At 69.8% G+C, this 10,922-nt stretch carries 11 protein-coding genes; 3 read left to right on the top strand and 8 right to left on the bottom strand.

Features of this window, described 5'->3' with window-relative positions:
• The 8 genes from EQG76_RS02370 to uraH form a co-directional block, all read right to left on the bottom strand.
• On the bottom strand, nucleotides 1-504 hold a 504-nt coding region (locus tag EQG76_RS02370; protein WP_407925495.1), incomplete at its 3' end, for an ABC transporter permease subunit.
• Entirely contained in the window at nucleotides 504-1,568 is a 1,065-nt protein-coding gene (locus EQG76_RS02365; RefSeq protein ID WP_159710267.1) for an ABC transporter permease, read from the bottom strand. The genes EQG76_RS02365 and EQG76_RS02370, both read right to left, overlap by 1 nt.
• On the bottom strand, nucleotides 1,552-3,081 hold the full coding sequence (locus EQG76_RS02360) for an ABC transporter ATP-binding protein (protein ID WP_159710265.1): 1,530 nt from the start codon (nucleotides 3,079-3,081) through the stop codon (nucleotides 1,552-1,554). Before EQG76_RS02360 ends, EQG76_RS02365 begins: the two co-directional genes overlap by 17 nt.
• Nucleotides 3,081-3,551, bottom strand: a complete 471-nt coding sequence (locus EQG76_RS02355) for a nucleoside deaminase (RefSeq protein WP_159710263.1) — start codon at nucleotides 3,549-3,551, stop codon at nucleotides 3,081-3,083. The genes EQG76_RS02360 and EQG76_RS02355 overlap by 1 nt, the downstream gene beginning before the upstream one ends.
• Nucleotides 3,548-4,297, bottom strand: a complete 750-nt coding sequence (gene xdhC, locus EQG76_RS02350; protein WP_159710261.1) for a xanthine dehydrogenase accessory protein XdhC — start codon at nucleotides 4,295-4,297, stop codon at nucleotides 3,548-3,550. Before xdhC ends, EQG76_RS02355 begins: the two co-directional genes overlap by 4 nt.
• Nucleotides 4,294-6,624, bottom strand: coding sequence for a xanthine dehydrogenase molybdopterin binding subunit (gene xdhB, locus EQG76_RS02345; RefSeq protein ID WP_159710259.1), 2,331 nt, complete (start codon nucleotides 6,622-6,624; stop codon nucleotides 4,294-4,296). Before xdhB ends, xdhC begins: the two co-directional genes overlap by 4 nt.
• Nucleotides 6,621-8,051, bottom strand: coding sequence for a xanthine dehydrogenase small subunit (xdhA, locus tag EQG76_RS02340; RefSeq protein ID WP_159710257.1), 1,431 nt, complete (start codon nucleotides 8,049-8,051; stop codon nucleotides 6,621-6,623). Before xdhA ends, xdhB begins: the two co-directional genes overlap by 4 nt.
• Nucleotides 8,052-8,055: 4 nt before the next feature.
• The gene (gene uraH, locus EQG76_RS02335) at nucleotides 8,056-8,409 is read right to left on the bottom strand and encodes a hydroxyisourate hydrolase (RefSeq protein ID WP_159710269.1); all 354 of its coding nucleotides are present in this window, start codon (nucleotides 8,407-8,409) and stop codon (nucleotides 8,056-8,058) included.
• A 72-nt stretch (nucleotides 8,410-8,481) separates the two neighbouring features.
• On the opposite strand from uraH, the gene uraD reads away from it, so the two are divergent.
• The 3 genes from uraD to EQG76_RS02320 form a co-directional block, all read left to right on the top strand.
• Nucleotides 8,482-8,991 (top strand): 2-oxo-4-hydroxy-4-carboxy-5-ureidoimidazoline decarboxylase, encoded by a 510-nt coding sequence (gene uraD, locus EQG76_RS02330; protein WP_159710255.1) that lies wholly within the window; start codon nucleotides 8,482-8,484, stop codon nucleotides 8,989-8,991.
• A 143-nt stretch (nucleotides 8,992-9,134) separates the two neighbouring features.
• Nucleotides 9,135-10,628: a circularly permuted type 2 ATP-grasp protein gene (locus tag EQG76_RS02325; RefSeq protein WP_159710253.1), complete on the top strand. Its 1,494-nt coding sequence runs from the start codon at nucleotides 9,135-9,137 to the stop codon at nucleotides 10,626-10,628.
• Nucleotides 10,625-10,922: alpha-E domain-containing protein (locus EQG76_RS02320; RefSeq protein ID WP_200840495.1), on the top strand; the 298-nt coding region annotated here is incomplete at its 3' end. The genes EQG76_RS02325 and EQG76_RS02320, both read left to right, overlap by 4 nt.

Raw genomic sequence — 10,922 nt, 5'->3', positions numbered from 1 at the left:
CAGGCCGCCGCGGGTGCGATGGAGGAAGAAGGCGACGCCGGCCACGGTCAGGATCGACAGGTAGACCAGCCAGTCATGGCCGAACAGGAGCGGGCCTGCGACCGGGATGCTGCGCAGCGTCTCCGGGAAGGGCAGGGCCATGCCCGGCAGCGGGATGCCCACCCAGGACTGGCCCAGGAAGGCCGCAAGCCCGGCGCCGAAGATCGCCAGCGCCAGGCCGGTCGCGACCTGGTTGGTCATCAGGTTGAGCGCCAGCATGCCGTAGATCGCGGCGGCACCCATGCCGGCAATTGCGGCGGCGACGAAGCCCAGCGGGGTCAGGCCGGTCGAGGCGGCGACCATGAAGCCGACCACGGCGCCGATCAGCATCATGCCCTCGATGCCGAGGTTGAGCACGCCCGCCCGCTCGGCCACCAGCTCCCCGATCGCGGCGAAGACCAGGGGCGTGCCGGCGCGGAGGGTGGCGGCGATCACGGCGATCGCGGTGGAAAGCTCGTCGCCCATCAGCGCGTCCCCCCGAGCACCAGGCGCCAGCGGACAAAGGTATCGGCGCCCAAGAGAAAGAACAGGAGCAGCCCCTGGAACACGCCGGTGATCGCGATGGGGAGCTGCAGTTCGAGCTGGGCGATCTCGCCGCCCAGGTAGAACAGGCCCATGAGCAGAGCGGCGGCGACGATCCCGATCGGGTGGAGCCGGCCCAGGAACGCCACGATGATCGCGGCAAAACCGTAGCCGGGCGAGACCGCCGGCTGGAGCTGGCCGATCGGGCCCAGCACCTCGGCGGCACCGGCGAGGCCGGCCAGGCCGCCGCTAATCAGGAAGCTTCCCCAGATCACCCTGGAGCGGCTGAACCCGGCATAGGCGGCAGCGGCCGGCGCCACACCGGACAGGCGGAACACGAAACCCTGATACGAGCGCGCCACGAACAGCCAGGCGACCAGCGCTGCCAGCAGGGCCAGGGCGAAGCCCAGATGGAGGCGGGTGGTCTCCAGGAGGATCGGCAGGCGGGCAGGGTCGGGGAACATCGGCGATTGCGGAAAGCCGAAGCTCATCGGGTCGCGCATCGGCCCGCGCACCACGTACTGGAGGAGGAAGCCCCCGACATAGACCAGCATCAGGCTGACCAGGATCTCGTTGGCATTGGCTTTCGTGCGCAGGAGGGCGGGGATCGCCCCCCAGGCCATGCCGCCCAGAGCACCGGCCAGGAGCGGCAGGAGCCAGCCGGGCAGGCCGAAGCCGCCATCGCCGATGGCGAGCGCCACCCAGCTCGCGGCAATGGCACCCACGACGATCTGGCCTTCCGCGCCGATGTTCCAGACCGAAGCGCGAAAGCCGATCGCCAGGCCCACCGCGCACAGGATCAGGGGCGCCACCTTCACGCCCAGCTCGCTCCACCCGTAGAGGTCCTGCACCGGGCGCCAGAACATCGCGGCGAAGGCATCGGCCGGGTTCTTGCCGAGGGCCACGAACAGGATGGCGGCCACGACCAGGGTCAGGGCCACCGCGACCAGCGGGGCCAGGATCTCCAGGCTGCGCGACGGGTTGGTGCGCCTAGTGAGCCTGAGCAAGGCCGGCCCCTCCCTCGAAGCCGGCCCCACCCATCAGCAGCCCGACGCGTTCCGGCGTGAGTTGGCGGACGGGGGCGGGCGGGGAGAGCATGCCGTGGAACATCACCGCGATCCGGTCGGACAGGAGGAAGAGTTCGTCCAGCTCCTCGCTGAACAGGAGCACCGCGCCGCCACGGTCGCGCAGCGCCAGCATCTCTTCGCGGATCAGCGTGGCGGCGCCCACGTCCACGCCCCAGGTAGGATGGGCGGCGATCAGCAGCTGGGGCCCGTCGATGAGCTCGCGGCCGACGATGAATTTTTGCAGGTTGCCGCCCGACAGGCTGCCGGCCTCGGCCTGGATGCCGGGCGTGCGCACGTCGAAGCGGCGCACGATCTCGGCAGCCCGGCGTTCGACCGCCCCCCGGCGGATCAGCCCCGCCCGGGTCAGGCTCTGGCGCTTTCCGGTCAGGAGCGCGTTCAGCGCCAGGCTGAGGCTGGGTGCCGCACCCCGGCCCAGCCGCTCCTCGGGCACGAAGGCCAGCCCCAGTGCCCGCCGCCGCTTGGGCCCCAGATTGCCGGCCGGCCGGCCCGCCAGCGTGATCGCGCCGGCAGGCGCGCGCGCATCCTCGCCGGAAAGGGCGCGCAGGAGCTCACGCTGGCCGTTGCCCGCCACCCCAGCCACGCCCAGGATCTCGCCGGCGCGCAGGCTGAAGCTGATCCCCTTCAGCGCCGTGCTGTGCGGATCGGTGGGCGGCAGCGAGAGCTCCGCCACCGAGAGCACCACCGGCCCGTCCCTCTCCGCGGGCCGGTGCTCGATCTCCGGCGGCGCCTTGCCAATCATCAGGGCCGCCAGGCTACGCGCGGTCTCGCGCGTGGGGTCGCACCGCGCCACCACCTTGCCGGCGCGCAGCACGGTGGCGGCATGGCACAGCGCCTGGATCTCCTCGAGCTTGTGGCTGATGTAGAGGACCGCGCAGCCCTCCGCCGCCAGGCGGCGCAGCGTGGCGAACAGGCCGTTCGCCTCCTGCGGGGTGAGCACCGAGGTGGGCTCGTCCATGATCAGGAGGCGCGGCGACTGGAGCAGGCAGCGCACGATCTCGACCCGCTGCCGCTCACCCACCGACAGGGACCAGACCGGTGCGTGCGGGGCCACGGCCAAGCCGTAATGACGGGACAGCTCACGGATCCGGCCCTCCAGGTCGCGGCCGGCATCGGCGGGCTCCAGGCCCAGGGCGATGTTCTCGGCGACCGTCAGAGTCTCGAACAGGGTGAAGTGCTGGAACACCATGCCGACGCCGCGCTTGCGGGCCAGCACCGGCGAGTTCTCGACGACCGGCTCGCCCTGCCAGCGGATCTCGCCCTCGTCCGGGCGGACCAGGCCATAGACGATCTTCATGAGCGTCGACTTGCCCGCGCCGTTCTCGCCGAGCAGGGCCTGGATCTCGCCCGGCTGCACGGCCAAGGAGACGTCCTGGTTGGCGACGATGCCGGGATAGCGCTTGGTGATGCCGACCAGTTCCAGGAGTGGCGGCATCAGTAGGGTACCTTGTCGGCCTTGGCCATCCAGCGGTCGAAGCCCTCCCTGGCCTCGTCCGGCAGGGTGCAGACAAAGCGCACCCGCCGCTGCTCCATCGGCACGGCCAGCTCGCGGTAGAGGAATTCGTCGTCGAAACCGATCGCACCGGCCGCCTTGTGGTCGTTGCCGTAGTGAACCGCGTCCAGCCGTGCCCAGTAGATCGCGGCAAAGCACATCGGGCAGGGCTCGCAGGACGTGTAGATCGCGGCACCTTCGAGGGAGTGGCTGCCGAGTTTGCGGCAGGCTGCCCGGATCGCCTCCATCTCCGCATGGGCGGTGGGATCATTGCTGGACGTGACCCGGTTCCAGCCCTCGGCGATGATCTCGCCGTCCTTCACGATCACCGCGCCGAACGGGCCGCCTTCGCCCGCCTCCATCTTCTCGATGGACAGCCGGATGGCCCGGCGCATGGCAGTCTCGTGGTTCACGCGGGCGGCTCCTCGGGCAGGGACAGGAGTTCGGCGGCGACCGAGATCGCGATCGCGGCCGGATGCTTGTCCCGGATGGTCGGCAGGCCCATCGGGCATATCAGGCGGTCGAGCGCGGATGAAGGGTGCCCGCGCGCGATCAGGCGCCGCTCGAAGGTCCGCCGCTTGGTCATGGAGCCGATCAGGCCCAGCCAGCGTGCATCGCCGCGGCGCAGGACCAGGTCGACCACGTCCAGGTCCAGGTCGTGCGAATGGGTCGCGACCACGTAGCAGGCATCGGGCGGTGCCGCCGCCACGGTCGGGCCGGGCTCGGGATCGCCCCGGACCACGAGATGCGGCCCAGGATTCGGCAGCCAGTCAGGCCGTGGATCGAACACCGTGATCTGCCAGGGCAGGGGTGTGAGGATCCGGAGCAGGGCCTGGCCGACATGGCCGGCACCCAGCAGGACGAGCTGCCGCGCATGGGCCGGGAGAGGTTCGGCAAAGGGCTGGTCGGTGGCCTCGAAGCGGAGCAGGACCCGCCCACCACAGCACTGGCGCAGGCTGGGACCCAAGCTGAACTCCTGCTCTGCCGTGACGATCCCCTCGTCCAGCATGTCGCGCGCGGCCTTGAGCGCCTGCCATTCGAGCTGGCCGCCGCCGATGGTGCCCTCGATCCGCTCGCGGGTGACCTGCATCACGGCCCCAGCCGCCCGCGGCGTCGACCCCTCGGCACGTACGACAGTGACCCGGATCGCTCGTCTCATTCAGCCGCCCGGGCCAGATCCAGCGCGGCCGCCCTCCCGCGCAGCTCCTTTACCGAGAACAGCACCCGCTCCGGCGTGGCCGGCGCGTCCAGCCGCGGCGAGCCCTTGCCGGGCGCTGCCTGGGCGATCGCGTCCTTGATCGCCTGGAAGGCCGCGATCGCCAGCATCAGCGGCGGCTCGCCCACCGCCTTGGAACGGTGGACGCTGCGCTCCTGGTTGCGGCCACGCTCCCAGATGGACACGCGGAAGTCGCGCGGCAGGTCCGAGGCGCAGGGGATCTTGTAGGTGGAGGGCGCATGGCTGGCGAGCGCCCCTTCCTTCGTCCACCACAGTTCCTCGGTGGTGAGCCAGCCGAGACCCTGGACGAAGCCGCCCTCGACTTGGCCCCGGTCGATCGCCGGGTTTACGGAGCGGCCGACATCGTGGAGCAGGTCGGCGCGCAGGATACGGTTCTCACCGGTCAGCGTGTCGATCACCGCTTCGCAGCAGGCAGCGCCATAGGCGAAATAGTAAAACGGCCGGCCGCGCGCCTGGTCGCGGTCGTAATGGATCTTGGGCGTGGCGTAGTAGCCGGTGGCGGAAAGCTGGACCCTGGCCATCCAGGCTTCTTTCGCCAGCTCGCGCAGGCTCATGCGCCGCTCACCCAGCAGGATGGCACCATCCTGGAACACGATCAGATGGGGCGGGACGCCGTGCTTCTCCGCGGCGAACGCGATCAGCCGCTCTTTGAGCGTGCGCGCCGCGGCCTGGGCGGCCATGCCGTTCATGTCAGTGCCGGACGAGGCGGCGGTGGGCGAGGTGTTCGGCACCTTGCTCGTGTCGGCCGCGGTGATCCGGATCAGACTCGTCGGGATCTGCAGCTCCTCGGCGACGATCTGCTGGACCTTCACGTAGAGGCCCTGGCCCATCTCGGTGCCGCCATGGTTCAGGAGCACCGAGCCGTCGGTATAGAGCTGGATCAGGGCGCCCGCCTGGTTCAGGTGGCTGGTGGTGAAGCTGATCCCGAACTTGACCGGGGTGAGTGCTATCCCGCGCTTCAGGATCGGGCTGGTCTCGTTCCAAGCTTCGATGGCGGCGCGGCGCTGCCGGTAGCCGGAACTTTGCTCCAGCTCGTCCATGAGCTCCGGCAGGACGAAGTCCTCGACCTCCATGTGGTACGGGGTGAGGTTGCGCGGGGCGGCCCCGTAGAAATTGGCCCGGCGCACGTCCAGCGGGTCCCTGCCCAGATGCCGGGCGATCTCGTCGACCACTTCCTCGATGCCGAGCATGCCCTGCGGGCCGCCGAAGCCGCGAAAGGCGGTGTTGCTGACCGTGTGGGTCTTCAGCCGCCGCGAGCGGATCCGGACGCGCGGGAAGAAATAGGCGTTGTCGGCATGGAACATCGCCCGGTCGGCGATCGCGCCGGTGAGGTCGGCCGAGCAGCCGCCGCGGGCGGCCTGGTCGAAGGTGATCGCCTCGATCCGGCCCTCATCGTCGAAGCCCACCCGGTAGTCGATGCGGAAGTCGTGGCGCTTGCCGGTGAGCGTCATGTCGACGTCGCGGTCCAGGCGGAACTTCACCGCCCTGCCGGTCTTGCGCGCCAGCACCGCCGCGATGGCCGCAATCTGGTTGGCCTGGGTCTCCTTGCCGCCGAACCCGCCGCCCATCCGCCGGCACTCGACCCGGACCTTGGCGTCGATCTCGCCCAGGCAGCGTGCCACCACGTGCTGGACCTCGGTGGGGTGCTGGGTGGAGGCATGGACGTCCATGCCGCCGTCCTCGCCGGGAATGGCGAGCGCGATCTGGCCTTCCAGGTAGAAATGGTCCTGGCCGCCCAGGCGGAAGCTGCCTTCCAACTGGTGCGCGCAACGGACCAGCGCCGGTTCCGGGTCGCCGCGGCGCATCTCGTAGGGCGGCAGGAGGTCCAGGTTCGCGGCGAGCGCGTCCTCCAGATGGATCGCCGCCGGCAGGTCCTCGTAGACGATCTCGGCGAGTGTGACCGCCCGGCGCGCCAGCTCATAGGTGGTGGCAGCCACGGCGAAGACGGCCTGGCCGTGATAGTCGACGCTGTGCTGGGCGAGCGCCGGCTCGTCGAGCAGGACTGGCCCGATCTGGTTCAGGCCGGGAAAGTCGGCGCCGGTCAGCACCGCGACCACGCCGGGCGCCGCAGCGACCCGGCTCAGGTCCATCCGCACGATCCGGGCATGGGCGCGGGTCGACTGGCCGACCGCGGCATGGAGGCAATCATGCGGCTCGGGCAGATCGTCGACATAGCGGGCCCGGCCGGTGACGTGCAGCTCGGCGGAATCATGGGGCAGCGGGGCGGCTACCGCCTGGAGCCTGGTCATGCGGCGATCTCCAGGTCGAGGATGCGGGGCGCGTCGGCCGGCTTGGTCACCTCCAGGAACAGCCGGCGCAGGAGGTTCTGGCCGGCCTCCAGCCGGTAGGCGGCAGTGGCACGCACGTCGTCGATCGGCTGGAAGTCCTGGCGAAAGCCGGCACAGGCGGCCTCGATCGCCGCCTCGTCCAGCGCGTGGCCCACCAGTGCCGCCTCGGCGGACGGGCTACGTTTAGGTATCGCTGCCAGGCCGCCGAAGGCCAGGCTGACGTCCTGGACCAGGCCGTCCGCCAGGGTCAGCCGGAACGCGCCCATGACCGCCGAGATGTCCTGATCGAAGCGCTTGCTGACCTTCATGGCCTTGAACAGCTGGCCATCGGTCGGCCAGGGCAGGACCAGCGCTTCGGCGAACTCGCCGGGCTCCAGCGCGGTCTTGCGGTAGGCCAGGAAGAACGCGTCGAGCGGCACGGTCCGGCGCCGCTCACCCTTGCGCAGCACGAGGCTGGCACCGAGGGCCAGGAAGGCCGGCGAGCCGTCGCCGATCGGCGAGGCGTTCAGCACGTTGCCGAGCAGCGTGGCGGCCTGGCGGATCTGCATGCTGGCGAAGCGGCGCAGGAGCTCACCGAGTTCCGGCCAGTGTTCGGCCAGGACCGGATGGACGTCGTGGAGCCGCACGGCGGCGCCGATCCGCAGGCCGTCGTGCGTAGCCTCGATCCGCCGCAGGTCGGTACAGGCGCCCAGCCAGACCAGGTCGTCCAGCTCGCGCAGCGCCTTGGTAACCCACAGGCCGATGTCGGTGCCGCCGGCCAGCACGGTCGCGTCCGGCGTCTCCTCGAGGCAGGCGGCCAGCTCGTCGCCAGAGCGCGGCATCCGGAAGCGGCCGCCGGCCGCGTGGTAGTCCGGCATCGGATCGTTGTCGGGCAGGGCCGGCGGCGGGGCGGGCTCCAGCCCGCCGGGCTCGGCATCGGCCGCGGCGTCCAGGATCGGGCGGTAGCCGGTGCAGCGGCAGAGATTGCCGGCGATGACGTCCTCGGTCGCGAGATGCGCGCCGTTCTCCGGATCCAGCCGGTGCGCCACCAGGGCCATGACGAAGCCTGGCGTGCAGAAGCCGCACTGGGCGGCGTGATGGTCGACGAAGGCCTGCTGGACCGGATGGAGTGGCTGGCTCTCATCGGCCAGGCCTTCCACCGTGAGCACCGCCTTGCCGTGCAGGGTGGGCAGGAACAGGATGCAGGCATTGACGGCGCGCCAGCGCAGCCGTCCGTCCAGCCATTCGCCGACTACGACCGTGCAGGCCCCGCAGTCGCCCTCGGCACAGCCTTCCTTGGTGCCGGTCAGGCGGCGATGGACACGCAGATATTGGAGCAGGGTCGTGGTCGGGTGGAGGTCCGTCACCTCCACGCCTGTGCCGTTCACAGTGAAGCGGACCGCAGCCATGGCCTCAGCTCCCCCGATAGGTGGCATATGACCAGGGCGAGACCAGCAAAGGCACGTGGTAGTGGCCGTTCTCGGCGATCCCGAAGCGCAGCGGTACCTCGTCCAGGAACGGCGGCTCTGCCAGTAGCGTGCCGAGCCCGGCGAAGTAGCGGCCCACCTGGAACAGGAGCTCGTAGCTGCCGGTCATGAACGCCGCGTCGTCGAGCAGCGGCTCGTCGCAGCGGCCATCCGCATTGGTCCGGCGCTCGGTCATGAGGTCGCGGGACCCGTCCGGCCCCAGCCGGTAGAGGGCCAGGGCCATGCCGGCGGCCGGGCGGCCGTGCGCGGTATCGAGAACATGGGTGGTGAGCCGGCCCATCGTGTCATCCCTTGCCACGCGGGAAGGGTCCTGCAAGCTCCCGGCCGTGGTCAAGCGATACCGGAGGAACCGATGCCGACGATTGCCGAGGTCGACGCCATGGACCGGGAGGCGTTCGTCCGGACCTTCGGGTCGATCTACGAGCACAGCCCCTGGATAGCGGAAGCAGCGTTCGCAAAGCGGCCGTTCGGCACGCTGGCAGCGTTGCAGGAGGCGATGGCTGCGGCGGTCCGGGCAGCGCCGCCCGAGCGCCAGCTGGCCTTGATCCGGGCTCATCCGGATCTGGCGGGGCGGGCGGCACTGGCCGGCGAGGTGACCGCGGACTCCGCCAAGGAGCAGGCCTCGGCCGGGCTCGATCGGCTGACGGAAGAGGAGCATGCGCGTTTCCACGCGCTCAACGACGCCTATCGGGCGAAGTTCGGCTTCCCGTTCATCATGGCGGTCAAAGGTGCGGGCAAGGCGCAGATCCGGGCCGGCTTCGAGGCCCGGCTGCCGAACGACGCGGCGACCGAGACGGCGACCGCCCTTGCGCAGATCGACCGGATCGCGGGCTTCCGGCTGGCCGAACTGGTAGAGGGCTAGCCCTGCCGGCACTGCCGCCGCGGCCGCCAGTTACGCATGACGCGGTGCCAAAGCGGCAGGCAGTGGCGACGACGCCACGCTTGTCAGCACTCGGTGGCACCATGTTTGCTGCGACGGCCAACGGGCGCCAAGGGACCGCGACGATGCAGGCACAAGTTCAGACCTCCGGCTCGAGCCAGTCCCAGCTTGGCTGGAGCGGCACGTTCCGTGGCTATGATCCTGGCCCGTTCTATTGCGAGATGCTTCGTTCAGCCGAGCGCTCGGCCGTGATCGCCCGGGTGGCCGGCCGGCTGGACGCCCTGCCGTTGGCGACGTTGCGCGCCCGGGCCGGCGATGCGGAGACCGAGCTCTACAATCTCGGCATCACCTTCACGGTCTACAGCGACAAGGACGCGATCGATCGGATCCTGCCCTTCGACCTGATCCCCCGGATCCTGACCCGCGGCGACTGGGCAACGATCGAGCAGGGCGTCATCCAGCGCGTGCAGACGCTGAACCTGTTCCTGCATGACATCTACCACGACCAGAAATGCATCAAGGACGGGATCATCCCGGCCGACCTGGTGCTGGGCAACACGAACTATCGCAAGGAGATGGCGGGGCTGGACCTGCCGTTTGGCACCTATGTCCACGTGAACGGCACCGACCTGGTGCGTGGCCGTGACGGCACCATGATGGTGTTGGAGGACAATGCCCGCTCGCCGTCCGGCGTCTCTTACGTGGTCGAGAACCGCCACCTGATGCTGCGCGCGTTCGCCGACCTGATGGAGAACGTGCCGCTCATGAAGGTATCGGACTACGGCCAGCGCCTGCATGACCAGCTGTCCGAGGTGGCTTCGCCGGCGATCGACGAGCCGCAGGTCGTGCTGCTCTCGCCCGGCGTGTTCAACTCCGCCTATTTCGAGCACGTCTTCCTCGCCCGCGAGATGGGGGTGCCGCTGGTGGAAGGGCGCGACCTGTTCGTCGACGACGACCAGGTATTCATGAAGACGATTGCCGGGCCGATGCCCGTGGATGTGATCTATCGGCGGATCAACGACGACTTCCTCGATCCGGAGGCGTTCAGCCCGGAATCTATGCTGGGCGTGAAGGGGCTGATGCGGGCCTATGCCAAGGGCAACGTCCAACTCGCCAACGCGCCCGGCACCGGGGTCGCCGACGACAAGGCGATCTATGCTTATGTACCGCGGCTGGTGCGGTACTACCTGGACCAGGACGCGATCCTGCCCAATGTCGAGACGCTGATCTGCCGGGAAAAGCCGGCGCTGCAGCAGGTCCTGGAGCGGCTCGATCAGATGGTGGTGAAGCCAGTCGGCGAATCGGGCGGCTACGGCATCACCATCGGGCCCAAGGCGAGCAAGGCGGAGCTCGATGACCAGCGCGCCAAGCTCCTGGCCGATCCGGCCAACTTCATCGCCCAGCCGATGATTGACCTGTCGGTCTCGCCGACGCTCACCGAGGACGGCATCGAGCCGCGCCATGTCGACCTGCGCCCGTTTGCGGTCACCGGCCGGTCGACCTGGGTGCTGCCGGGGGGCCTGAGCCGGGTGGCGCTGCGCCGGGGCTCGCTCGTGGTCAACAGCTCCCAGGGCGGCGGCTCCAAGGACACCTGGGTGCTGAGGGAGGACCTGGCATGACCCGGCTGCTCGCCCGCTATGCCGAGTGCATCTTCTGGATGGGCCGCTATGTGGAGCGCGCCGAGAACCTGGCCCGGATCCTGGACGTTCAGGAGACCTTCGCCCGCGACAGCCGCGGCGCCCATGACTGGGGGGTGGTGCTGGACATCAACGCGGACCGCCAGCGCTTCGAGGTGAAGCACGGCCAGCCCTCCGCCCAGTCGGTGCTGCGCTTCTACGTGCTGGACCGGGAGAACCTAAACTCGCTGGTGAGCGACATCTGGGCGGCACGCGAGAACGCCCGCACGCTCCGGC

Source organism: Geminicoccus flavidas, from assembly GCF_009806515.1.
GTDB lineage: Bacteria > Pseudomonadota > Alphaproteobacteria > Geminicoccales > Geminicoccaceae > Geminicoccus > Geminicoccus flavidus.
This window is presented reverse-complemented; position numbering and strand designations above follow the sequence as displayed.

Coding starts and splice junctions, on each gene's coding strand:
- xdhC (WP_159710261.1), bottom strand. CDS start 4,297: ATGAGACGAGCGATCCGGGTCACTGTCGTACGTGCCGAGGGGTCGACG.
- uraD (WP_159710255.1), top strand. CDS start 8,482: ATGCCGACGATTGCCGAGGTCGACGCCATGGACCGGGAGGCGTTCGTC.
- EQG76_RS02360 (WP_159710265.1), bottom strand. CDS start 3,081: ATGCCGCCACTCCTGGAACTGGTCGGCATCACCAAGCGCTATCCCGGC.
- xdhB (WP_159710259.1), bottom strand. CDS start 6,624: ATGACCAGGCTCCAGGCGGTAGCCGCCCCGCTGCCCCATGATTCCGCC.
- EQG76_RS02325 (WP_159710253.1), top strand. CDS start 9,135: ATGCAGGCACAAGTTCAGACCTCCGGCTCGAGCCAGTCCCAGCTTGGC.
- uraH (WP_159710269.1), bottom strand. CDS start 8,409: ATGGGCCGGCTCACCACCCATGTTCTCGATACCGCGCACGGCCGCCCG.
- xdhA (WP_159710257.1), bottom strand. CDS start 8,051: ATGGCTGCGGTCCGCTTCACTGTGAACGGCACAGGCGTGGAGGTGACG.